Here is a 24,035-nt window from a genome sequence, read left to right as displayed (position 1 = left end):
ATCCTCTCCTTCAATGCACGCGCAGGAAGCTCGCCACGGTCAGCCGCCCGCCGCGAACCGTGCCGGACAGCACGCGATCGTTGGGCAGGACGGCGCAGTGGAGCAGGCTGCTGCGATAGATCAGCGCGCGGTTGAACACCGCGTCGTAGCGGGCGATCTGCTCGAAGAGCGCGGTATCGCCCTGGATGTAAGCGGGTTCGGGCTCGCCATGTGCAGCGAAGTCCCGCCGCAGCGCGTCGAGATAGGCGCGATGCCGCGCGGCATCGACGGTCTCGAAACCGGTCGAGCGGTGGCGATAGAAGGCCGTGCCGCCTTGGTCCTCGTACGCCAGATAATGGATGATCGCGACCATCCCCTCGGCGACACCGTCGATATGCGGGATGCGCTGGGCGAGCGTCAGGTCGGCGGGCGGCGTGGTGGCGAGCGAATAGAGCGCGCGGGTGAAGCCGATCCGCTCGCGCGCGCCGAAGACTTCGCGCATCACTGGCGTCAACACGGGGGCCAGTCCCTCGAAATAGGCCGGGGTCACCGGCGCGCGGACGCCCGGATAATATTCGCCCATCGGCGCGAAAGGCAGACTCTCCGCCGCGGCGATCAGGCCTTCGGGATCGGGCGCGAAATTCTCCACCACGACCACCGGCTCGCGCTCGGCGCCGACATGATCGACACGGATCGAACGTTGCTCCATTCTCCGCTCCCCTGATAGGCTCGCGTCATGCAACCCATTCGCGCCTGGCACGACGTCACGCCGGCCGGCTTCCAGCAGATCCGCGCCGCGGGCGAGCCCGCCGTCCTCAAGGGGCTGGTGCGTGATTGGCCGGTGGTGCGCGCGACCGATGCGGCGGCGTATCTGGCGGCCATGGCCTCGTCGAAGCCGGTGCAATTCATGCGGGCACAGCCGGAGATCGAGGGGCGCATGCACTATGGCCCGACGATCGGCAGCCGCAACTTCGCGGCCGAGCAGGCACCGCTCCCCGATTTTCTCGACAGACTCGCGGCCGAGGCCGGCAAGGATCGCCCCGACGCACTCGCGCTGCAGGGCCTCAGCGCGCGCGAGCATCTCCACGGCTTTGCCGAGGCGCATCCGATGCCGCTGCTGCCAGCGGAGGTGCCGGCGCGGCTGTGGATCGGCAATGCGGCCAAGGTCGCGATCCATCACGATCCTTCGGAGAACATCGCCTGCGTCGCTGCGGGACATCGCCGCTTCACGCTGTTCTCGCCCGAGCAGGTCGGCAATCTCTATATGGGCCCGTTCAATCCGACGCCCGCGGGCGTGCAGGTCAGCATGGCCCACCTTACCGCGCCCGACCTGACCCGCTATCCGCGTTTCGCCGCGGCGCTCGAGGCCGCGCAGTCCGCCGAGCTCGAGCCCGGCGATGCGCTCTATATCCCCTATCAATGGTACCACCATGTCGAGGCGCTCGATCGCTTCAACCTGCTGGTGAATTATTGGTGGGACCCCGCTCCCGCCCTGCCCGGCTCGCCCTGGGACGCGATGATGCACGCGCTGATGACGGTGCGAGGCCTCCCCGCCGACCAGCGCCGCGCATGGCAGGCGATGTTCGCGCATTACGTCTTCCTCGCCGACGGCGATCCCGGCGCACACCTGCCGGCCGAGGACCGCGGCATATTGGGCGCCACTTCGCCGCAGCACCTCGCCCGGATGCACGAGGCGCTGCTGGCGAAGCTGAAAGGCTAAGTGGCCGGGCACGTCTTCGCGACATAATCGGCATGGCCGGGCATCACCGCGACGCACTTGCCGATCACATTCTCGATGTTGCCGAGGAACTGCGCGACCTGGACGTCGCTGCGTATGTCGACGAGCGGATCATAGTTCCGCGGGATCACGCCCTGGCCTAGGAAGACCTGGATCCAGCTCTCCTCGGTGAACAGCTCGTCATCCTCGCGGAACACGCGGCCATTGGCGGCGAACAGGTCGATCTTGCGGCGGAGCGTGCCGGGTATCTCCATATCGCGGCAATGGCGCCAGAAGGGCGTGTCGTCGCGTTCGGTCGCCTTGTAGTGGAGGATGATGAAATCGCGGACGCGCTCATATTCGAAGTCGGTCTGGCGATTGAACTCGGCGATCGTCGCCGGATCGAAGCCGGCATCGGGCAACAGCCGCACCATCCGGATGATCGCCGACTGGATCAGATAGAGGCTGGTCGATTCGAGCGGCTCCATGAAGCCCGCCGCCAGCCCGATCGCGACGCAGTTGCGGTTCCAGGTCTTGCGGCGCTTGCCGGTGGTGAAGCGGATCCGGTTGGGCTCGGCGAGCTGCGCGCCGTCGAGGTTCGCGAGCAGCTGCGCCTCGGCCTCGGCATCGTCGATGAAGCGGCTCGCATAGACATGCCCGTTGCCGGTGCGGTGCTGGAGCGGAATGCGCCATTGCCAGCCCGAAGCGCGCGCGGTGGCGCGGGTATAGGGCGTGAACGGCTCGGTCCGCGCGCAGGGCACTGCCATCGCGCGGTCGCACGGCAGCCAGTGGGTCCAGTCCTCGTAGCCGGTCTTCAGCGCCTCCTCGATGACCAGCCCGCGGAACCCCGAGCAATCGACGAACAGGTCGGCGGCGATCACCTCGCCATCCTCCATCGTCACCGATTCGACGAAGCCGTCCGCACGCAGCGCGACTCCGGCGACCTTTCCCTCGCGCCGCCGCACCCCGCGCGCCTCGGCATGGCCGCGCAGGAACTGGGCATAGAGGCCCGCATCGAAGTGGAAGGCATGCGCGATATGGCCGATCGGCGATTCCGCGAGCTTGGGATCCGCGCGCATGAACTTGTTGGCGAGCGCCGCCGCCGTGTTGATCGAATAGGCGGAGAAGTCCGACGCCTTGCCCGCCGCGCGCATCTTGAGCCAATATTGGTGGCAGCGCAGCCAGCCCAGATCCTGCCCGATCACGCCGAAGCCGTGGATGTAGCTCTCGCCGCGGCGCCACCAGTCGACGAACTGGATCCCCAGCTTGAAGCTGCCCTGGGTGCGGCACATGAACTCGTTCTCGTCGAGCCCGAGCAATTCGTTGTACTTCTTGATCGCCGGGATCGTCGCCTCGCCCACGCCGATCGTGCCGATCTGCTCGGATTCGACCAGGGTGATCTCGTACAGCCCCTGGAACAGGTGTGCGAGCAGGGCGGCGGTCATCCATCCGGCCGATCCGCCGCCGACGATCAATATCCGCTTCAACTGCCGCATGCCTCTCCCTGCGCCCTATCCTTGCGCCTCGCATCGGTGTCGCAGGTCGCCGCCATGCTTGGCAAGTTGGCCCCGCGAAAAGGACGGGGAAGCATGAAGTCCATGCTTCCCCGCAACGATCCCGGAGGGGTCCGGGCTAGAAGCGGTAGTTGAACCCCAGCAGGAACTGGCGGCCATATTTCTCATAGGTCTCGAGCAGCGTCTCGCCGTCGGCGGTGTGCGTGCCGCCGCTGTCGAGCCCGAGCCGGGTGCGATAGGGCGAGTCGGTCAGGTTGTTGACCTGGAAGAGCACGCCGAAGCCCTCCATCGGCCCGCTCTGGAAGGTGTAGCCGATCTGCGCGTCGACCTGCCGGTCGGCGAGGATCTCGGTGTAGCCGCGCGTCGCGAACAACTGCACCACCTCGCCCTTGAACGCCGAGCGGTAGCGATAGCTGGCGCGCGCCTGGAAGCCGCCATTCTCGTAATAGCCGGTGATGTTGTAGATCGTGCCCGAAAGGCCCGGGATGCGGACTTCCTGGCCGTTGTCGGCCGGGTTGAGATCGGATTCGGTGAGCGACAGGCTGCCGATCACGCCCAGGCCCCTGAGCGGGCTGATCACGGTGCCGAAATCGAAGGCGCCACTGAACTCGAGACCCTTGATCGTCCCGCCGGTGCCGTTCGCCGGCAACGTGATCTGCCCGATCGGACTGATCACCACGCCCGCGGGGATCGACGATGCCGTGCTCGGCAGCGGAATGCCCGAGAAGTCGAACATGTCGGTGCGCTGATAGATGTAGCTGTGCAGCTTCTTGTAGAAGCCGGCGATCGAGAAATAGGTGGTCGGATTGACGTACCATTCATAGGCGACGTCCAGCGCGTCGGCGCGCCACGGCTTGAGATTGGGATTGCCGCCCGAAGCCGACCAGGGGTTGACCACCTGCCCCGCCACGCAGGGCTGCCCACTGCACACCAGCGCGTTGAAGCCGGGGGTCACATTGGCGCGCATCTCGTCCATGCGCGGCCGCGCCATGGTCTTCGACGCGGCGAAGCGCAGGCGATGGCCTCCGCCCAGCTCCCAGATCACATTGAGGCTGGGCAGCACGTCGGTATAGTCCTCGCCGGCCGTGCGCAGCACCGGCACGATCGGCTGGCCGGGCTCGAGCCCGTTGATCACCACGCCGGTCGAGCGCTGGCGCTGCTCGACCACCTGCACGCCCAGATTGCCGCGCACCGGCCCCGCGTTGAAGTCGGCGCGGATGAAGCCGGTGAGCAGCTCTTCCTCGATGTCCCAGTTCTTGTCGAAATAATTGGCGTCGAGGATCGGCGCGCGGTCCCAATATTTGTCGAGCGCGCTCTCGAGGTCCACGCTCAGCACGTTGCCGAAGCCGGTATAGCCGAGCGAGGTCGGCTCGACGAGGTCGGCCTGGTCGACCAATACCTGCTGGCGGCCGTTCTTCAGGAACAGATCGAAATCGTCGACGCGCTTGCTCTTCTCGCGATGCGTGAAGTTGATGCCGCCGGTGAGCTTGCTCAGGAAACCATCGAAGCTGTGGTCGAGCTTGAGGTCGATCGCCCAGATGCTCTCCTCGACATCGGGGAAGCGGATCGCGCCGTCATGCCCCCAGCCGCCCCAGGGCGCGCGGTCGCCGAGCGAGACCTGCGCGGCATCGGCATAGTTCAGCCCCTCGCCATAGGTCGGATAGCCGTCGTCGGGCGTTTCGAAGCTGATCGTGTCGAGCGTCCGGCCGACATTGGGCGTGGCCGGCGTGACGCCCCCGACACCCCGGCCATAGCCGGCATAGGTCTCGAGGATCTGCTCGTTGCGTTTGTTCTTCGAATAGGAAAGGTCGGCGATGAAGCGCGTGCGCTCGTCCATCTGGAACTCGTTGTTCCATCCGACCGAGAAGATCTCGTCGTCGCGCTTGTTGAAGTCGTTGCGGATGATCGGCACGCCATTGTGCAGCACGCCGCTCGTGGCGAGCAGCGTTCCGCCGCGATCCTCGGTGGTGACGTCGGTGAAGGTCGCATTGTCCGCCCAGCCGTTCGAGAACCACTGCGCGCCGCGCGTCGTCTCTTCCTGGTGGAACTTCGAATAATAGAGGTCGAGGGTCGAATGGACCATCGGGCTGGGCTGCCATTCGACGATGCCGATCACCGCGTCGCGCCGGTTGAGGCGCGAGGTCGCGAAGACCTCCTGGCCGTTCAGCAGCAACGCATCGGCGGCCGAGGCCGGCTGCACCGTCGTCGGACTGACGCCGCCGAACGATTCATAACCATAGGCCTTGAAGTGCTTGTTCTGCGACGGGCTGTCGAGATGCGCATAGCCGATCGCGATGCCCAGGGTGCCGTTCGCGAACTGGTCGATATAGCTGATGCTGGCGCGGCCGCCCCAGTTGCGGACGTCGTCGTTGAGCCTCGACCCTTCCGTCTTCTCGCCGCGGATGTTGAGCGCGATCGCGCGCTTGCCGAACGCCAGCGGCCGCACGGTGCGCAGGTCGGCGGTGCCCGACAGGCCCATGCCCGAGATCGCCGCGTCGGGCGTCTTGTAGATGACCACGCTCGACAGCAGCTCGGAGGGGTATTGATCGAACTCCACCGCGCGATTGTCGCCCGAGCTCGCCTGGGGGCGGCCGTTGAGCAAGGTGGTGGTGAAATCGGGCGCGAGGCCGCGGATCGAGATGACCTGTGCGCGGCCGTTGACGCGCTGCGCCGCGAGGCCGGGCAGGCGCGCGATCGACTCCGCGATCGAGACGTCGGGAAGCTTGCCGATATCCTCGGCCGAGATCGCCTCGACGATCGAGGTCTCGTTCTTCTTGGTGTTGATCGAGTTCTGCAGGCCGGCGCGGATCCCGGTGACGACGACTTCCTCGCCCTCCGCCTGCGCGGCGGCCTGGTCGTCCTGCGTCGCGGCCTCCTGCGCCCGGGCGACGGCCGGAAGCGCCGCGGCCAGCGCTAGCGCCGAAGCCGTCAGAGCGAATTGCATGCGGATACGATCTTGGCGACCAGCGCGACCCTTCAGGCCCATGATACCTCTCCCCTTTTGGCCTCTGTCCGGGCCTGTTTCCCGACCTTTGCGGTCCTTATGGGCGCCCCGATGATCCGAACTGGAAGCGCTTCCAATTTGCTACGGGGCATCCGTCAACGGTGTCAACGACAAAGTGCGAATGCCGATGAGGTTCCTCGCGGACTGAGACATTCGGGCGACACCGCCCGGTGTGTGCGATCAGCCGCGCGCGGCCGCCAGCGATTCCCGTTCCACGAGGTGATGGTCGATCATCTCGAACCGCGGCCGCGCCGGCTGCCCCCGCCGCAGGATCTCGACGAGCTGCTGGACGGCGGAGGCGGCGATGCGGCGGATCGGCTGGTGCACCGTGGTGAGCGGAGGCCAGATATGACCCGATATCGGCGCATCGTCGAAGCCGACGATCGAGATGTCGTCGGGCACGACGAGGTGCTTGCGATGCGCTGCGAACAGCGCGCCGACCGCCATGTCGTCATTGGCGCAGACGATCGCGGTGGGACGCTCGCCGCCCTCCAGCAGCGCTTGTCCCAGCTCCACGCCGGAGCGGAAGCTGAAATCGCCACGCAGCGCCGTCACCGAATCGACACCCAGCCCCGCCTGGCCGAGCGCATGGAGGAAGCCCGCGAAGCGCTTCTCGGCGGAGAAATGGCCCTCGATGCCGAGCAGATATCCGAACCTGCGATGCCCGTGCGCCAGGACGAGCCTCGCCACCTCCTCGCCCGCCGTCCGCTCGTCGAACCCGGCGCCGGGCAGGAGCGCGCTGACCTCGTCGCTGGGCGAGACGCACACGACAGGGCAGTTGCGCTCGACCAATGCCGCCGCGAGCGCGGCATCGTCCGACAGCGGCGGGGCGAGGATCACGCCGGCGCTCCGCCCGGCCTCGAAGAGCTCGATCACCTTCTCGCTGCGACGCGGGTCGCTGACGTCGATGTTGAGCGTCGACAGCTCGAATCCGGCGATCGCCGCGGCACGCAGCGCACCAAGCTCCAGCGCGGCGAAATAATAGGAATTGGGCTCGGCATCGAGCGCAGTGCAATTGATCAGCGTCAGCGCGTTGCTGGTGCGGCTGGCGAGGCTGCGGGCCTGCGGGTTCACACGATAGTCGAGCGCCTCCACCGCGCGCATCACCCGCTCGCGCATCTTGGCGCTGACATTGGCCTGGTCGTTCAGCGCGCGCGAGACCGACGCCCGCCCTACCCCGGCCAGCGCCGCGACGTCGTCGATCGTGGGGCGAGGCGTCCGGCCATGGTCGAGCCCCTTGGTCCCGTCCGCCGTGCTCAAATCAAAATCTCGCTCATCGGCGGCGTGGGGTGGCACAGCGTTCGGTGCAACGGCAATAGTTTATTGCCGCTTTGGGGGGTGCCGCCCTTACGCGGCCTGGGTGAGCGCCTCGATCACTTCGCCCACGCGCGCCGCGCGCTCCTCCGCCGGACCACGTTCGAGCGCGTCCTCGAGCTCCGCGGCCCTGTCTCCCAGCTGCGCCTCCTCGAACATCCCGGCGGTGCCGGCGAGTTTGTGGAGCAGGCCGCGAAGCTCTTCGATCGCGGCATCGTCGAAGCTGCCCGTCGCGACGATCCCCTCGGCGCAGGCGAGGAGCTCGGCCTTGCGGGCCGCGTAGCGCGCGTGCAGACCGGGCGAGATCGCAAGCGTAGGGGCCGGCGGCGCGGGGGCTTCGGGCGCCGCGGCACCGGCGCGGGTCCAGCGGCGGATCGCCGTGCCGAGATCGGCGAGCTGGACCGGCTTGGAGACGTGCGCCTGCATCCCCGCGGCGAGGCATGCCGCGATATCGTCGGCATAGGCATTGGCGGTGAGTGCGAGGATCGGCAGCGCCTCCGCCGCCAGGCCCGCGCTCCGGATCGCGCGTGTCGCTTCGAGCCCGTCCATCACCGGCATCTGCATGTCCATCAGGACGAGATCGAAGGGCCGATCCGAGCGGGAGGCCGCGATCGCGGCGTGGAGCGCCTGGGCGCCGTCGGCCACGGTCACCGATTGATGACCGAGCCGCGTGAGCATCGCGTTCATCAGCTCCTGATTGACGTCGTGATCCTCGGCGAGGAGGATCCGCAGCCGGCGCTCGGGCTCGTCTTCCTTCCTGTCGACCGCCGCAGCGCGCTTCGCGTCCCCGTCGGAGAGCTCGAGCGGGACGCGCAGGGTAAAGCGCGTGCCCTTGCCCTCCTCGCTCTCCAGAACGAGCGTCCCGCCCATCAGCTGGGCGAGCTGGCTGCTGATCGCCAGCCCCAGCCCGGTGCCGCCGAAGCGGCGCGCGGTGGACTCCTCGGCCTGGACGAACTGCTCGAAGATCGCGGCCTGGCGGTCCGTGGCGATGCCGATGCCCGTGTCGGCCACCATGATCTCGATGTTCGCCCGGCCATTGTGCCAGCCGCGCCGCGCATCGATCGAGATGCCGCCCCGCTCGGTGAACTTGACCGCGTTGCCGAGCAGGTTGAGCACGACCTGGCGCAGCCGCAGGCCGTCGATCAGGACGAACTGGGGCAATTCGGGCTCGACGTCGAAGCGGACCTGCAGCCCCTTCTGCGCGGCGGCGGGCTCGATCAGCTTGATGCAGTTGCGCAATGCGTGTCGGAGGTCGACGCGCTCGGGCGCGATCTGCATCTGCCCGGCCTCGATCTTCGAGATGTCGAGAATGTCGTTGAGGAGGCGCATCATCGCCTTGCCCGAATCGACGATCAGCTGCGCCTGGCGTCGCTGCTCCTCGGTGAGATCGCTGTGGAGCAGCAGATCGGCGAAGCCGAGCACGCCGTTCATCGGCGTGCGGATCTCGTGGCTCATGTTCGCGAGGAAGCTCGACTTGGCGCTCGCGGCGGCCTCGGCGCGCGCGCGGGCCTTTCCGAGCTCGAGCTCGAGATGCTTGCGCTCGGTGACGTCGCGCAGCGAGGCGATGACTTCGACGGGCTCGCCGGTCGCGTTGTCACGGACGAGGCCGCAACTCGCCTCGATCCACACTTCGACGCCGGGCTGGCCGCGCTTCTCGATCCGGTTAGTGACGATGCCGCGCTCGATCTGGCCGGTGACGAGCTGGTCGTAGAAGTCGAACACCGTCTGCCTGTCGGCCTCATGGACCAGCCGCGCCATGTGGTTGCCGACGACGATGTCGGGCCGGACCCCGATCACCTGCTCGGTCGAGGGCGAGGCATAGGTGATGATCCCGGCGAGATCGATGCGGAACACCGCATCCGTGGCGTTCTCGGCAAGCAAGGCGAGCTGCGCCTCGGCGACCTCGCGCCGGGCGATGTCCTGTTCGAGCTGGCTGTTGGCCGCGCGCAGCGACAGCATCCGCGCGCGCCGGTCCCGGATCACGAGCAGGGCGAGCAGCAGGACGAGAAACGCGCTGCCGCCAAAGGCGACCTGGACGGGACCTTCGAACGCGTTGGCATGTTCCAGCCGGGCGGCGAGGAGGCGTTGCTCCTCCGCGTTGATCTCGGCGATCGCGCGCAACAGCCGGGCCGTGGTCTGGCGCGCCGAGGCGTTGCGGAGCATCGCGACCGCTTCCGACGTGCGCCCGTTGCCGCGTAGCCACATCGAGCGTTCGGACGCGAAGAGCCCCTCTTGCATCAATGCGGCCAGCCTGGCGATACGGACCCCCTGGTCCGGATTGCCGGCGTTCATGCGCCGCAGGTCGTCCAGCGCCTTCGCGACCCCGCGCCGCAGGGTGGCGACCGCCGCGCGGTCCTCGGGATTGCCCGTGAGGAGATAGGTACGGCGATAGACCTCGGCGCGGAGATTGAGGATGCGGACCTGGGAAAGGCTCTCCGAGACCTCGAACGTGTGGCGGACCCACCGCTCCGCGTCCTGCTTCTGCCATGCGAGCCAGAGACCCGACCCTGCCGAACAAATCAGCAGAAAAAATACTGCCGCGATCATCGTTCGCGATCGGGGCTGACTGGCGTTCGTCATCATCGAGTCCCTGAAACTCCGCGGTTTCTCACTATAGAGCGAAATTTCCCGCTTTCGGTTGCATGCGACGATTGGCGGCGGTTCGGTTCATCCGATGCGACCATGAACGGTTCTCAAGCGTTATGACATAGGCGCGACATCCTTGATCGCGTGGGGAGTCGGAATGGCGCGGATCATCATTGCGGACGACGACGAACTCGTGGGGGAGATGGCGCGCGACGCGCTGATCGCGGCGGGGCATGGCGCCGGACTGGTGAGCAACGGCGCGGACGCGTTGCGGGTGATCAAGGCGCGGCGGCCCGACCTGGTGATCCTCGACTGCAACATGCCCGAGCTCTCCGGCGTGCTGCTGGTACAGGAGTTGCGCAAGTCCCCCGACTTCGCCGACCTGCCGGTGATGATGCTCACCGGGCGGCGCGGCGACCGCGACGAGGAACTGGCGCGCTTCGCCGGCGCGAACGACTATATGAAGAAGCCCTTCGATCCCGACGAGCTCGTCTTCCGCGTGGACGAACTCCTCGCGCGCACCGCCCCGGCGGCGCGGTGAGGACATGGGCACCTGTGGACGCAATGGAGGAACCGCTCGTCGCGAATGCTCCGTCAATGGCCTATACGGGGAAGTCCTGCGTTGGCGTTTCGGCCCAAATGTCTCATTATTGGACGATTTTGTAGCGGTAGCGTAAGGGAGTATCGCGTGGCGCACATCCTTGTCGCGGACGACGATGATCTTCTGGGCGAATTGCTTCGCTTCAAGCTCGAGGGCGCGGGCCATCGCGTCACGATCATCGGCGACGGCCGCTCGGCGCTCGAGGCCGCGCAATCGGATGCGTATGACCTGATGGTGCTCGACGCGATGATGCCCGTCCTCTCCGGCCCGGAAGTACTGAGCGCACTCGGGCAGCGGGGCTCGCGGCTGCCGGTCGTGATGCTCACTGCGCGCAAGGGCCAGGACGATGTGCTCGACGCATTGTCCTCGGGCGCGCGCGACTATCTCACCAAGCCCTTCATTCCCGACGAGCTCGTCGCACGCGTCAACGCGATCCTGAGGACAGAGGCCGCGCGTGTCACGACGCACGGCTGAGGCTTCCATAGCGTTCCTGCTCTGCGCCGCGCCTGTCGCGGCGTTTGCGCAGCTTGCCCCCGCCGATCGCGAAGCGGCCATCGCCGATGCGCGCGCGGCCGTGGCCCGCGGCGACCATGCGGCGGCGATAGCGCGGCTCGAAGGCGCGCGCGCGGCGCTTCCGAACGATCCCGAGATCCTCCGGCTGCTCGGCAGCGCCTATGCCTATGCGCAGCGCTACCCCGAGGCGATCGCCACGCTGCGCCAGACCCGCGCGCTGGCGCCCGAGGATCTCGACATCCGCGCGGCACTCGCCCGGGCCTATCTCTGGTCGGGCGACCGCGAGGCGGCGCGGGGCGAGCTCGCCGAGATCGAGGCGCGCGACCCCGCCAATGCCGAGCTAGCGGCGATCCGCAGCCAGATCGCGCGCGCCGAGGGCGGCCAGCCGGCCCGTCCGCGACGCGGCGTCTTCGCGAACCAGGGCGTCGCCCGCGTATCACTGGACAACGGCCCGGATCGCACCTGGTGGTCCACCACGCTCGGCGCCTTCGCCCAGGTCGCCAGCGGCACCAATTTGTCGTTCGAAGGCGAGCGCGAGGACCGCGGCACCGCCGTCGACACGCACCTGCTCGCGCGCATCGACCAGCAATTCTCGCCGGGCTGGCGCGGTTATGTCGCGGCGACGGTCACGCCCAAGGCCGACTTCCGCGAGAAGTGGAGCATTCGCGGGGGGCTGGAAGCCGATGTCGGGCGCGTGATGTTGCTCGCCGATGCCCGCCATGCCGATTACGGGACGACCCAGGTCACCGCCGTCGAGCCCGGCGTGCGCGTCGCCGTGCCCGCGCTGAGGAGCAGCGCCACGCTGCGGATGATCAACCTGTGGGACGAACAGGGCGACCATCGCAGCGGCTGGTCCGCCCGGATCGACACCGAGACGCGTGGCGGAACCCTGTTGTTCGGAGGAGCGGCGAGCTATCCCGACACCGAAGCCGGCATCACCCGCCGCGTCCGCTCGGTCTTTCTGGGCGCGGCCGTCCCGGTGAGCGACGTGGTGACGATCCGCGCCGCGGGGGAATATGAACGGCGCGTCGACAGCTATACCCGCAAGGGAATCTCCCTCGGGCTGCAGCTCCGCCTCTGATCGTGACTCTTCCCAACATCGCCGATCAAATTGCCCGGCTGGCGATCCTCGGATCGCTTTGGGGAACGCTGGCGATGGCGCTGCTGCTCCTCATCCTGGTGATGCGGCGGGACCGCAAGGAACGCAGCCGGGCCGCCGCCGAGGCCAATAGCCGCTCACTCACGCGCGAGATCATGGCGGCGCTGCCGGGTACCGAACCAACGGGCGAAGCCTATCGGGACGCGTCGCCCGAGCAGCGCCTCGCCGCCGTCTCCCATCTGAGCCGGCTGGTCCGGGGCGAGGACCGGGCGCGGCTCACTGCCTTTGTCGACCGCCACGACCTCGTCGACCGGGTGCTCGCCAAGACGCGGCGCCGCCGCACCGCACGCCGCGTCGACGCAGTGCGCGCGCTGGGCGGCGTGGGCGGCGCCCAGGCGATCGCCGCACTCCAGGATATGCTGCGCAACGATCGCGCATTGCCGGTACGGCTGGAGGCGGCGGCGATGCTGGCGCGGCTCGAGGCGCTGCCGCCCGCCACCGTCCTGCTCGACGCGCTCTCGCTCGAGGATGTTCCGATCACGCCGCTGCACCATGCGCTGTTCCGCGCGCTCGCACCGCATCGGGCCGACGAGCTGCTCAAGCTCGCGCAGCGCCGCTTCACGCCTGCGTTGCGCGCATTGATCGTCGACGCGCTCGGATGGACCGACGATTATTCGACGCTCGGCGCGCTGGAGGAGGCTTCGCGCTCGCCGGAGACCGAAGTGCGGCTCGCGGCTTTGGCCGCCGGGACGCGGCTCAACCATCCGGCCGCCGGCAAATGGATCGAACCGCTCCTTGCGGATCCGGAGCAGGGCGTGCGCGCGCAAGCCGCGCGCGCCTGTGCGACGATGGGGCTGCGATCGGCGCTGCCCACGATCGAGCGGATGCGGCGCGATCCGTCGCGCTGGGTGCGGCTGCGCGCACACGAGGCGGTGGCGGCGCTGGGCGGCACGGCATGAGCTGGCCGCTGGTCGCGGAGTGGGCGGGTCGCATCGGCGCGGCGCTGCTGGTCGGGATGAGCCTGCTCTGCTTCCTCGTGGTGAGCATCCGCAACCTCGTCTCGGTCATCCAGCTCGTGCTCGCCGCGCGTGTGTTCCAGATCCGGATCCGCCCCGCCTCGCGATCCTATGAGCTGTGGAGCCGCTATGCCGATCTCGCGCCGCCGGTATCGGTGATCGCGCCCTGCTACAACGAGGAACTCTCGATCGCGGACAGCGTGCGGGCGCTGCTCGCGCTCCAATATCCCGATCACGAAGTCGTGGTGGTGAACGACGGCTCGCGCGACGGCACGCTGGCGCGGCTGATCGACGAATTCGCGATGCACCCGATCGAGCGCGAGCAGCTGGCGGTGCTCCAGAAGACGCGGATCCTGGGCGTCTACGCCTCCGCCAAGCACCCCAATCTGCTGCTCGTCGACAAGGAGAATGGCCGCAAGGCCGATGCCGTCAATGCGGGGATCGGCTTCGCCACCGCCCCGCTCGTCTGCGTGATCGATGCCGACTCGATCATCGAGCCCGACGGGCTGCTGCGCGGCACCGAGCCCTTCATGACCGACGACGGCAGCCTCGTCGCGATCGGCGGCACTATCCGCATCGCCAACGGATCCACGGTGCAGGGCGGCCATGTCCAGCAGGTGCGGCTTCCCGCCGGCTGGCTGCCGCGCTTCCAGATCCTCGAATATCTCCGCGCCTTCCTGACCGCGCGGGTCGCCAATGCCGAGCTCGACATGCTGCTGCTGATCTCGGGGGCGTTCGGGATCTTCCGCCGATCGGTGCTGGTGGAGATCGGCGGCTATCGCCACGACACCGTCGGCGAGGACCTCGAGATCATCACGCGCATCCATCGCTACATGCGCGAGCAGCGCCGGCCCTATCGCGTGGCGTTCGTCCCCGAAGTGGTCTGCTGGACCGAGGCGCCGTACGACTGGGAGGGTCTGCGCAACCAGCGCTCGCGCTGGGAGCAAGGCGCGCTGGAAACGCTGGCGAAGCATCGCCGGATGGTGCTCAATCCGCGCTATGGCCGGGTCGGGATGGTCGGGCTGCCTTTGCTGGTGATCGAGGACGTGCTGGGCCCGCCGTGCGAGATCTTCGGCTATCTGCTCGTCCCGCTCCTCTACCTGCTCGGCTTCACCAGCGGCGAAGTCGTGATCGCCTTCTTCTCGCTCACCGTGCTGTTCGGCGCGGCGATCAGCCTGGGCACGCTCGCGCTCGAGGAGATGCAGCTCCGCCGCACGCCCAGCGCGCGCGACCTGTTCCTCATCGCTCTTGCCGCCCTGCTCGAGAATTTCGGCTACCGCCAGGCCAACCTCGTCTTCCGGCTGCGCGGCATGTGGCGCTATTTCCGCAAGGACAGCAGCTGGGCATCCGCGACCCGCGCGGGCTTCTCGAAGGGGTGATCGTGCGGAAGCCAGCACCCTTACCCCCATAAGATGCTAATGCGTTTGACTCGCAATAATGCTTTCCCTAGGGAGCCGGCGTCGCACATCCCAAGGGGTAGAGAATGCATTCGTCCTTCCGCCGCGCGCTGCTCTCGAGCGCGCTGTTCCTCCTGCCCGCCGGCCCCGCCTTCGCAGCCACCGGCCCCGATCCGGTCGCCGACGAGGATACGCAGTCGCAGGACAAGGCGGACAAGGCCGAGATCGTGGTCACCGGATCGGTGGCGACCCAGTCGAGCTCGGCGACCGGCCTGACGCTCTCGCCGCGCGAGACGCCGCAATCGGTGACGATCGTCGACCGCCAGCGCATCGACGATTTCGCGCTCACCAACGTCAACGACCTGCTCAACCAGGTCGTCGGCATCAATGTCGAGCGCGTCGAGACCGACCGCACCTATTTCAACTCGCGCGGCTTCGACATCACCAACTTCCAGGTCGACGGGATCGGCCTGCCGCTGATCTGGGGCATCCAGTTCGGCGATCTCGACACCGCCCTGTTCGACAGCGTCGAGGCGATCCGCGGCGCCAATGCGATCATGAGCGGCGTCGGCAACCCCTCGGCGACGATCAACTATGTCCGCAAGCGCCCCACCGACACGTTCAAGGCCAGCGCCTCCGCGCAGTTCGGATCGTGGGACCAGAAGCGGTTCGAGGCGGATGTCTCGGGGCCGATCAGCGACACGGTCTCCGCGCGAGTGATCTTCGCGCATGAGGATCGCGATTCCTGGCTCGACTACAACCATGTCGACCGCAACGTGTTCGGCGCGTTGGTCAGCTGGAAGGTGACGCCTGATCTCACCGCCACGGTCGGCTATTCGCGGCAGGAGAACAAGGCCGACGGCGTGCTCTGGGGCGCACTGCCTTTGCTCTACACCGACGGCACGCGGATCGACTATCCGGTCTCCGCTTCGACCTCGGCCGACTGGACCTATTGGAACGTCACCGACCAGAGCGTCTTCGCCGAGCTCGACTACCAGATCGGCGGCGGCTGGTCGGCCAAGGGCGTGCTCACCTACAAGCGCTTCGAGGAGCTCGCCAAGCTGCTCTATGCTTATGGCAACCCGGACAGGACGACGGGTCTCGGCGTGGGCGGCATGTCGGGCATCTATCCCTCGACCTATGACCAGTATCTCGGCGATTTCTACGCCTCGGGCCCGGTCAAGCTGTTCGGCCGCGAGCACCAGCTCGCCTTCGGCGTCTCGACCGCGCGCTCGGACGCGCTCGAATGGGAGGATTTCTATCTCGGCGCGATCGATTTCCCGGCGGTGCGGGACTGGGGGCGGCTCCAGGTTGCCGAGCCGGCCTATCCCGGCGAATATCTCGCCGCCGACTATACCGACCGGCTGACCCGCGCTTATGGCGCCGCGCACGTCAATTTCTCTGACAATCTCAAGGCCGTGGTCGGCGCCAGCGCGATGTGGATCAAGTCGACCGGCACCTCCTACGGCACCGATCAGTCGCGCAAGGAGAGCGGGGTCAGCCCCTATATCGGCGCGGTCTACGACGTGACGCCGCACCTCTCGCTCTATGCGAGCTATACCGGCATCTTCAATCCGCAGAGCGAGATCGACGTCAACCGCGCCAAGCTCGATCCGGCCAAGGGCACCAGCATCGAGGGCGGCATCAAGAGCAACTGGTTCGGCGGCCGGCTCTACGCCACCGCCGCATTGTTCCGCGCCAAGCAGAAGGGCCTCGCCGCATTCGTCGGCGTGCTGCCCAATGGCGACAGCTATTATGAAGGCGAGGACACCACCTCGAAGGGCTTCGAGATCGAGCTCGCCGGCCGCGTCACCGACAATTGGACCCTGAGCGGCGGCTATACGGGCATCGAGATCGAGGACGAAGCGGGCGACAAGACGCGCACCTTCCTGCCCACCAAGTCGCTCAAGCTCGCCACCACTTATACGGTGCCCCAGCTCAACGACCTCCGCCTCGGCGCGCAGGTGCGCTGGCAGAACCAGATCAGCCTCACCGATTCCAACGTGCAGGGTTATGGCCTGGTCACCGGCGACGTGGTGGTGACGCAGAAGAGCTATGCGGTGGTCGATCTGATGGCCGGGATCCGGCTGCTCGATCGCGTGCGCGCGACGGTCAACGTCCGCAATGTCGGCAACGAGAAATATCTCGCCAGCCTGATGTGGGACCAGGCCTATTACGCCGCGCCGCGCAGCGCGAACGTCACGCTCAGCTTCGCCTATTGATCCACATGCCGCCGCCAGGGGGGCTGGTCAGGACTCCCCGTGGCCGCCAAAGGAGCGTCGGAAAGTCGGCATCCGGAGGCGGGAGGCACAGGTGGCGAAAAGGGTTCGACCCGGTGCGATGGCCCCCGCGGCCCCGGCGCTGTTTCGGGACGTCAGGATCCCGGCCCTGTTCGTGGTGCTTTGGAGCACGGGCTTCATCGGCGCGAGGCTCGGGCTCCCGCACGCAGGCCCGCTGACCTTCCTCGCGCTGCGTTATGGTCTCGCGGCCGGGCTGCTCGTGCTGGTCGCGATCGCCACGCGGGCGCCCTGGCCGCGCCGCCCGGCGGAGATCGGCCATTATGCGGTCGCCGGGCTGCTGGTGCACGGGATCTACCTGGGCGGCGTGTTCATCGGCATCTCGCTGGGCGTCGAGGCCGGCGTTTCGGCGCTCATCGTCGGCCTGCAGCCGCTGCTGACGGCCGCGCTCGCGGGCGTGCTGCTCGGCGAGCGCGTGACGCCGCGGCAATGGGCCGGGCTCGCTTTGGGGCTGTCGGGGGTGGCGCTCATCCTGGCCCGCAAGCTCGGCCAGGGCCCCGGCGACACCCTTGGCAGCCTCGCCTGCGTCGCGGCGCTGCTGGGCATCACCGCAGGCACGCTCTACCAGAAGCGCTATTGCGCGCGCATGGACCTGCGCACCGGCAGCGTCGTCCAGTTCGCCGCCGCCGGTGCGGCGACCGCTCCCTTGGCGCTGCTGTTCGAGGACACGCACATCGATTGGAACGGCGAATTCGTCTTCGCCCTGTTCTGGCTCGTGGTCGTCCTCTCGCTGGGCGCGGTCTCGCTGCTCTACCTGCTGATCCGCCGCGGTGCCGCGGCGCAGGTCGCAAGCCTGTTCTTCCTCGTTCCGCCCTGCACCGCGCTGATCGCATGGCCGCTCTTCGGCGAAACCCTGGGCCCTGCGGCCATTGCCGGCATGGGGCTGACGGCCCTGGGCGTGGCGATGGCGAGCCGCGGGCCGAAGCGATCGGATCGCGATCCTGGGGATTGGTGAACGATATTCGCAAATCCGCTTTCATGTGATAGATATTCGCGGCGCGTGAACGCTTTTCGCAAAGCGGTCTAGACCAAGTGAATGTTTTTCGCGGAAATGACGATGAGTGAATGGCCTTCGCAACCGGTGACCGATTTTCGCGGACGGCCGCTTCCCGAACCGGGAACGCCCGTCGGCTATGCGGCACTGATCGAACGCTACGGCCTCCGGCTCCCGCTTCCCGCGCGCCTCGCCGCGATCGCCGAGCGACACCACCCCCAGGCCACCGCCGAATGGCAGATGATGACGCCGCGGCACGCGCCCGAAGCGAGCCTGACGGGCCACCTCACCTTCGCCCTCAGATACGAGGGAATCGACCTCGCGGTGCTCGCGCAGCTCTTCCGGACCGAAGCGCCGGACGCATTCGCGCAGCTCGTGCGCGATGCGCCGACTGGCGGCTTCGCCCGCCGGATCTGGTTTCTCTACGAGTGGATGACCGGCAGCCGGCTCGACGTGCCGGACGCCGGCAAGGTCCGGCTGGTGCCGGTCGTCGATACGGACCTGCAACTCGCGCTCGCCGAAGCCGATCCCTCTCCGCGCCACCGCGTGGCCAACAACCTGCCCGGGACGCCCCAATTCTGCCCGATGGTGCGCAGGACCGACGCGATCCTCGCTTATGAGGCACAGGCATTCGACGCGCGCGCGCGCGCAGTGGTGGGGCGGATCCGCGCGGATCTCGTCGCCCGCGCGGCCGCCTTCCTGCTGCTCGCCGACTCCAAGTCGTCCTTCGCGATCGAGGGGGAGAAGCCTTCAGGGACGCGCGCCGCACGCTGGGGGCAGGCGATCGCGGAAGGCGGATCGCGCCCGCTGAGCCTCGGCGAGTTCGATCGGCTCCAGCGCATCGTCATCGGCGACCAGCGCTTCGTCCGGCTGGGGCTCCGCGAAGAAGGCGGGTTCGTCGGCGTCCACGATCGCGAGACGGGCCTGCCCGTGCCCGATCATGTCAGCGCGCGCGAAGGCGACCTGCGCGATCTCGTCGAGGGCCTGGTCGCCTATTCGGATCGCGCCGTCGCCGGCGGCATGGACCCGGTCGCCGCCGCGGCCGTGCTCGCCTTCGGCTTCGTCTACATTCACCCCTATGTCGACGGGAACGGCCGCCTGCACCGCTGGCTGTTCCACCACGTCCTGGCATCGGCGGGCTTCAACCCGCCGGGCATGGTGTTCCCGATCAGCGCGGTGATCCTGCGCCGGATCGACGCCTACAGGAACACGCTCACTTCCTATTCGGGGCCGCTGCTTCCGTTCATCGAATGGGAGCCGACGCCGGAGGGCAATGTGCGCGTGCTGAACGACACCGCCGACTTCTACCGGTTCTTCGACGCCACCGCGCACGTCGAATTCCTGTACGCATGCGTCCAACGGACCATCGAGGAGGACCTGCCACGCGAGGCCCGCTTCCTCGAGGCCTTCGACCGCTTCAACGAGGCGGTGCAACAGATCGTCGACATGCCCACCGCCCAGGTCGAGCTGCTGCTCAAGTTCCTCGAGCAGAATCAGGGGCGTCTTTCACAGCGCGCCCGAACGCGGGAATTCGAGGCGCTCACGCCCGCCGAAGTCGAGGAGGTGGAAACGATCTACGCCGACGCTTTCGGGAATGGCGAAGGCGAAGGCTCGATGTCGTAAGCGGCGGCCTCGGCCGACCAGGAAGCCTCGTCCCCACAGGCTTGGGGAAATCCAATGCTTCGGGAACTGGCTGGGGCGGGAGGATTCGAACCTCCGAATGACGGTACCAAAAACCGTTGCCTTACCACTTGGCGACGCCCCAACGGGAAGCGGGCTTATAGGGCTTTAGAAAAGCCGTTCAACCCAGCCGTGCGGATCGGGCGCGGTTCCGCGCTGGATCGCCACGAGCTGCTGGCGGAGCTGCTCGGTAAGCATGCCCGGGCCGCCGTTGCCGATCGCGAAATCGAAGCCGCGGCCGCGGACACGCCCGATCGGCGTGACCACAGCGGCAGTGCCGCAGGCAAAGGCTTCGCGCAGGCGGCCGCTGGCGGCATCCGCCTTCCATTCGTCAAGGCTGTAGCGCTCCTCGCGCACCGCGATCCCCGAATCGCGGGCGAGCGTCAGCAGCGATTCGCGCGTGATGCCGGGAAGGATCGTGCCGGTGAGCGGCGGGGTCTGGATCGAGCCGTCCTCGAAGACGAAGAACACGTTCATGCCGCCCAGCTCCTCGACATAGCGGTTCTCGGCCGCGTCGAGGAAGACGACCTGGTCGCATTCATGGCCGATCGCCTCGGCCTGGGCGACGAGACTGGCGGCATAGTTGCCGCCGCACTTGGCGGCGCCGGTGCCGCCTGGCGCAGCGCGGGTGTAATGCTCCGAGACCCAGAGCGTCACCGAGGGCGCGCCGCCCTTGAAATAGGCGCCCGCCGGCGAGGCGATCACCATGTAGAGATATTCCTGCGCCGGCCGCACGCCGAGGAAGGTCTCGCTCGCGAACATGAAGGGGCGCAGATAGAGCGAGGCGCCCTCGCCTTCCGGGATCCAGTCGCGGTCGGTGCGCACCAGTTCGCGGATCGAGGAGAGGAACAGTTCCTCGGGCAGCGGCGGCATCGCCATGCGCTCGGCCGATTCGGCGAAGCGCCGGGCATTGGCGTCGGCGCGGAACAAGGTCGCGCCGCCATCGGGCATGCGATAGGCCTTGAGGCCCTCGAAGATCTCCTGCGCATAATGGAGCACCGCGCAGGCGGGATCGAGCTGGATCGGACGGCGCGGCTCGATGCGGGCGTCGTGCCAGCCCTTGTCGGCGCTGTAGCGGATCACCGCCATGTGATCGGTGAAGATCTTGCCGAAGCCGGGATTGGCGAGGAGCGCGGCACGGTCGGCCACGGCCACCGGATTGGTGTGCGCCTCGAACTCGAAATCCAGGATCGTCGCGTCTTCCATTGCACCCTTCCCGTGACCGCCGACCGACTCCGGCCAGATCGGCTTGCGGACGACTAGGCCGCAGGGCTAGAATGGTCAACATGGCTGCCCCAATTCCTGCATCGCCGCTCTTCCTCCGCGAGCCCGAGATCCGCCGCGGCATCGAATTGCTCTATTTCGGCTATGCGAACCTCACCCGCTCGATCGACGCGGGGCTCGCCAAGCAGGGCCTTGGCCGCGCGCACCACCGCGCGCTCTACTTCATCGCGCGCCAGCCCGACCTGACGGTGAGCGAATTGCTCGCGATCCTCGGCATCACCAAGCAGTCGCTCGGGCGCGTGCTCGGCGAGCTTTCCGACCGCGGCATGGTCGAGACGCGGACCGGCGACCGTGACCGGCGGCAACGGTTGCTGCGGCTCACCCCGGCGGGCGCCGCGCTCGAATCCGAGCTGTTCGACGCACTGCGCGAGAAGATGTCCGCGGCCTATTCGAGCGCGGGCCAGGGCGCGGTCGGCGGGTTTTGGGCGGTGCTCGAGGGGCTGATGCCCGAGAGCGAGCGGAACAGCGTCTCGGGGCGGTAGGGACTCCTCTTTCCGTTCGCCCTGAGCTTGTCGAAGGGCCGTCGTTACTTCGCGTCCAGACCAAGAAGAACGGTGCTTCGACAAGCTCAGCACGAACGGTGGGAAACTGGCGAGCGGTGGCAATCAGTCGCCCCTTCCCCACCTAACTCACGCGACCTTGAAGCCTTCCTTGTTCATCGCCAGCGTCAGCGCCTTGTTCTTCTCCTCGGAGAGCTGCGAGCGGAGCATCGGGAAGAGGTGCATCTCCTCCTCCTGCATGTGCTTCTCGATGTCGGCGCGGAATTCGCGGATCTTGGCGATCCAGTCGGGCGAGGCGACGGGCGTGTTCTCCAGCTCGTAGAGATACTGCTTCACATAGCCGTGCTCCTTGGTGAGGGCATCGGCGGCCTCGCGCTGGCCGATCTCGCGCAGCGCGGGGTAGATCACATTCTCCTCCTCGACCGCATGCTTGAGCAGCGCGTGCTTCAGGTGCGAGAGCAGCATTCCGCGTTTGACGGTGTTGTGCTCGTCGGTCGCCTCGATCGTGTCGAACGTCTTGAGCGCCGCCTGGTGCTCGACGACCAGCGCCTCGTCCCAATTGCCCGCGAGCGCGCTCGGCGCCTGGAGCGCGGCCTTGCGCCCGAACATCGCGAGGATGCCGAGCGCCGCGCCGCCGGCCACGGCGCCGGCGACCATGCCCAGATTGGTGCCGCCCTTCGCGGGAGCCGAGCCCGTGAACCGTCCCTTGCTGTCACGCGTGGCCGTGGTCGTCGCCATTACCGCCTCCATCAGTGCCTGAGTCGGAAGCAAAACAAACCGGCGCGGCGGGCGTTCCGAACGCGCCGTCATCCCGGCGCAAGCCGGGACGGCGAATTCAGCGCCGCGCCTCGGCGGCCATCTCGGCATTGCGGCGGGCGGAGGCGGCGAGCGTCTCGCGCAGCAACGCCTTGAGGGCGTCGTCGCGGTCGAGGACGTTGAGCCCCTGGCGGGTCGAGCCGCCGGGGCTGGCGACGCGATCGGCGAGGACCGAAGGCGACGCATCGGCCTGCGCGGCGAGCAGGCCCGAGCCCTCCACCGTCGCGATCGCGAGCCGCTGGGCCTGGTCCGCGGGCAGGCCGAGCGCGGCGCCCGCCTCCGCCAGCGCGTCGATGAAGCGATAGACGAAGCCGGGGCCGCAGCCGGACAAAGCGGTGACAGCGTCGAACAGGCTCTCCTCGGCGATCCACTCGACGAGGCCGAGCGGCGCCATCAGCGCGTCGACGCCGGGCGCGCGCGTGCCGTGGAGCGCCACCACACCCTTGCCGAGCGCGACCGGCAGATTGGGCATGGCACGGACGATCGCGTGGCCGGGAAAGCGCGCGGCGAGCGTCGCGACGTCGACGCCGGCGAGGATGGAGATCAGTCCATAATCGCCGGGCGGAGGCGCCGGAATCTCGTCCAGCTGCTGCGGCTTCATGCCGAGCTGGATGAAATCGGGCGCGGGCTCGGCGGGGAAGGTCCTGCCCTGCCGCACGCCTTCGGGCAGTTCGCGATTCCGGCGGTTGACGACGAAGACATTTTCGGGCGCGACCACGCCGCTCGCGATCCATTGGCGGAGCATCGCCCCGCCCATGTTGCCGCAGCCGACCAGCCAGAGCCGCAGCGGCCCAGGCTTGCTCACGCCTCGCCCTGCGTCTCGATCAGCGCGGAGGCGAGTGCGTCCTGCGGAGTCTTGCCTCCCCAGAGCACGAACTGGAAGACGGGATAGAAGCGCTCGCACTCGTCGATCGCGCTCTCGACCAGCAATTCGGCCTGGTTGAGCGTCAGCGTCGGCTCGCCCGCGCCGTCGATCATCGCGGCGTGACGGAAGAGCAGGATCCCGCTCGCCGACCAGAGCTCGAAATGGCCGATCCAGAGCTGCTCGTTGACCAGCCCGATCGTCTCGTAGACCGCCGCGCGGCGCTCGTCCGAGACGCGGATGTCGGGGAAAGCGAGAAACTGGAGGACGCCATCGTCCTCGCGCCAGATCGCGCGCAGCTCATATTCGGTCCAGCTGCCCTTGAACTTGGCGACGATCTCGTCGTCCTCGCGCTCGAACGTCCAGTTATGCGCCGCGAAGTAATTCTCGAGCATGTCGATCGGCGCGGCGTCGTCGCGGTCGAATTCGGCCTCGTCCAACATCCTTACCTCCACACGCCGGGATTGGCTGAACGGAATCCTGCCAATCGTGTTCCGGAGGCACAAGCGCGCGGTTCGCAACCCTGTCGAAAAGCTGTGGACAAGCGGTCGTTAACCGGTTGGCTCAAGCGCCGGCCTTCGGGGCCTTGGGCGCCCTGGCGGGCTTGGTGGCGGTCTGCCCGAGCTGCGCCTCGAGCGCGTCGATCCGCGCCTTGAGCGCATCATTCTCGTCGCGCGCCGCCACGGCCATCGCCTTGACCGCTTCGAACTCGTCGCGCGCGACGAAATCGAGCCCGCCGATCCATTCGCGCGCACGCTCGCGCGCGGCGCTCTCGGTCTCGCGCGCCATCCCGGCGACGGTGCCCGCCGCGCCGTTCACGAACTTGACGAAATCGTCGAACAGGCGGTTGTCGGTCTGCATC

At 67.8% G+C, this 24,035-nt stretch carries 20 protein-coding genes and 1 tRNA gene; 10 read left to right on the top strand and 11 right to left on the bottom strand.

Annotated elements, in window-relative coordinates; genetic code table 11:
* Positions 1-10 precede the first annotated feature (10 nt).
* Positions 11-688 carry a DUF6445 family protein gene (locus MT490_RS15225; protein ID WP_297389495.1) on the bottom strand — a complete coding sequence of 226 codons (678 nt, stop codon included), beginning with the start codon at positions 686-688 and terminating at the stop codon, positions 11-13.
* Between the two features lie 27 nt (positions 689-715).
* Here MT490_RS15225 and MT490_RS15220 point away from each other — a divergent pair, with 27 nt between their 5' ends.
* Positions 716-1,699: a cupin-like domain-containing protein gene (locus MT490_RS15220; RefSeq protein ID WP_297389493.1), complete on the top strand. Its 984-nt coding sequence runs from the start codon at positions 716-718 to the stop codon at positions 1,697-1,699.
* On the opposite strand, the gene MT490_RS15215 is transcribed toward MT490_RS15220, so the two are convergent.
* The 4 genes from MT490_RS15215 to MT490_RS15200 all read right to left on the bottom strand — a co-directional run bounded on the left by MT490_RS15215 (position 1,696) and on the right by MT490_RS15200 (position 10,075).
* Positions 1,696-3,192 (bottom strand): tryptophan halogenase family protein, encoded by a 1,497-nt coding sequence (locus MT490_RS15215; protein ID WP_297389490.1) that lies wholly within the window; start codon positions 3,190-3,192, stop codon positions 1,696-1,698. The genes MT490_RS15220 and MT490_RS15215 overlap by 4 nt on opposite strands.
* A 136-nt stretch (positions 3,193-3,328) precedes the next feature.
* The gene (locus MT490_RS15210; protein WP_297389487.1) at positions 3,329-6,154 is read right to left on the bottom strand and encodes a TonB-dependent receptor; all 2,826 of its coding nucleotides are present in this window, start codon (positions 6,152-6,154) and stop codon (positions 3,329-3,331) included.
* A gap of 240 nt (positions 6,155-6,394) precedes the next feature.
* On the bottom strand, positions 6,395-7,474 hold the full coding sequence (locus MT490_RS15205; protein ID WP_297389484.1) for a LacI family DNA-binding transcriptional regulator: 1,080 nt from the start codon (positions 7,472-7,474) through the stop codon (positions 6,395-6,397).
* Positions 7,475-7,561: 87 nt separating this feature from the next.
* The gene (locus tag MT490_RS15200; protein WP_297389482.1) at positions 7,562-10,075 is read right to left on the bottom strand and encodes an ATP-binding protein; all 2,514 of its coding nucleotides are present in this window, start codon (positions 10,073-10,075) and stop codon (positions 7,562-7,564) included.
* 196 nt (positions 10,076-10,271) lie between these two features.
* Between MT490_RS15200 and MT490_RS15195 the strand changes: the two genes are divergently transcribed.
* From MT490_RS15195 to MT490_RS15160, 8 genes are all read left to right on the top strand, one after another.
* The gene (locus MT490_RS15195) at positions 10,272-10,655 is read left to right on the top strand and encodes a response regulator transcription factor (RefSeq protein WP_297389480.1); all 384 of its coding nucleotides are present in this window, start codon (positions 10,272-10,274) and stop codon (positions 10,653-10,655) included.
* Positions 10,656-10,802: 147 nt separating this feature from the next.
* Positions 10,803-11,189 carry a response regulator gene (locus MT490_RS15190; protein ID WP_297389477.1) on the top strand — a complete coding sequence of 129 codons (387 nt, stop codon included), beginning with the start codon at positions 10,803-10,805 and terminating at the stop codon, positions 11,187-11,189.
* Complete coding sequence (locus MT490_RS15185) at positions 11,170-12,309, top strand: YaiO family outer membrane beta-barrel protein (RefSeq protein ID WP_297389474.1); 1,140 nt, start codon at positions 11,170-11,172, stop codon at positions 12,307-12,309. Before MT490_RS15190 ends, MT490_RS15185 begins: the two co-directional genes overlap by 20 nt.
* Before the next feature lie 2 nt (positions 12,310-12,311).
* On the top strand, positions 12,312-13,286 hold the full coding sequence (locus MT490_RS15180) for a HEAT repeat domain-containing protein (RefSeq protein ID WP_297389471.1): 975 nt from the start codon (positions 12,312-12,314) through the stop codon (positions 13,284-13,286).
* Positions 13,283-14,722, top strand: a complete 1,440-nt coding sequence (locus MT490_RS15175) for a glycosyltransferase family 2 protein (protein ID WP_297389468.1) — start codon at positions 13,283-13,285, stop codon at positions 14,720-14,722. The genes MT490_RS15180 and MT490_RS15175 overlap by 4 nt, the downstream gene beginning before the upstream one ends.
* A gap of 104 nt (positions 14,723-14,826) precedes the next feature.
* On the top strand, positions 14,827-16,962 hold the full coding sequence (locus MT490_RS15170; RefSeq protein WP_297389466.1) for a TonB-dependent siderophore receptor: 2,136 nt from the start codon (positions 14,827-14,829) through the stop codon (positions 16,960-16,962).
* A 118-nt stretch (positions 16,963-17,080) separates the two neighbouring features.
* Entirely contained in the window at positions 17,081-17,992 is a 912-nt protein-coding gene (locus MT490_RS15165) for a DMT family transporter (RefSeq protein WP_297389463.1), read from the top strand.
* A 102-nt stretch (positions 17,993-18,094) separates the two neighbouring features.
* Positions 18,095-19,654 carry a Fic family protein gene (locus MT490_RS15160; protein ID WP_297389460.1) on the top strand — a complete coding sequence of 520 codons (1,560 nt, stop codon included), beginning with the start codon at positions 18,095-18,097 and terminating at the stop codon, positions 19,652-19,654.
* A gap of 67 nt (positions 19,655-19,721) precedes the next feature.
* Here the strand turns inward: MT490_RS15160 and MT490_RS15155 are convergent.
* Positions 19,722-19,796, bottom strand: a tRNA-Gln gene (locus MT490_RS15155).
* Between the two features lie 23 nt (positions 19,797-19,819).
* Positions 19,820-20,917 carry a branched-chain amino acid aminotransferase gene (locus MT490_RS15150; protein ID WP_297389457.1) on the bottom strand — a complete coding sequence of 366 codons (1,098 nt, stop codon included), beginning with the start codon at positions 20,915-20,917 and terminating at the stop codon, positions 19,820-19,822.
* Positions 20,918-20,997: 80 nt separating this feature from the next.
* On the opposite strand from MT490_RS15150, the gene MT490_RS15145 reads away from it, so the two are divergent.
* A complete protein-coding gene (locus MT490_RS15145) occupies positions 20,998-21,477 on the top strand; it encodes a helix-turn-helix domain-containing protein (RefSeq protein WP_297389454.1) in 480 nt (159 codons plus the stop codon).
* 147 nt (positions 21,478-21,624) lie between these two features.
* Here MT490_RS15145 and MT490_RS15140 read toward each other — a convergent pair whose 3' ends face one another.
* The 4 genes from MT490_RS15140 to MT490_RS15125 all read right to left on the bottom strand — a co-directional run bounded on the left by MT490_RS15140 (position 21,625) and on the right by MT490_RS15125 (position 24,034).
* A complete protein-coding gene (locus tag MT490_RS15140) occupies positions 21,625-22,233 on the bottom strand; it encodes a hemerythrin domain-containing protein (RefSeq protein ID WP_297389451.1) in 609 nt (202 codons plus the stop codon).
* Positions 22,234-22,330: 97 nt separating this feature from the next.
* Positions 22,331-23,116, bottom strand: coding sequence for a pyrroline-5-carboxylate reductase (locus tag MT490_RS15135; protein WP_297389449.1), 786 nt, complete (start codon positions 23,114-23,116; stop codon positions 22,331-22,333).
* Positions 23,113-23,616 (bottom strand): YbjN domain-containing protein, encoded by a 504-nt coding sequence (locus MT490_RS15130; protein ID WP_297389447.1) that lies wholly within the window; start codon positions 23,614-23,616, stop codon positions 23,113-23,115. The genes MT490_RS15135 and MT490_RS15130 overlap by 4 nt, the downstream gene beginning before the upstream one ends.
* A gap of 121 nt (positions 23,617-23,737) precedes the next feature.
* Positions 23,738-24,034, bottom strand: coding sequence for an accessory factor UbiK family protein (locus MT490_RS15125; RefSeq protein ID WP_297389445.1), 297 nt, complete (start codon positions 24,032-24,034; stop codon positions 23,738-23,740).
* Between the last annotated feature and the right edge of the window lies 1 nt (position 24,035).

Source organism: Sphingomonas sp. (genome assembly GCF_026460985.1).
Taxonomy (GTDB): Bacteria; Pseudomonadota; Alphaproteobacteria; order Sphingomonadales; family Sphingomonadaceae; genus Sphingomonas.
Note: the sequence above shows the minus strand (reverse complement) of the source record. Positions and strands in the feature narration are given on the sequence as shown.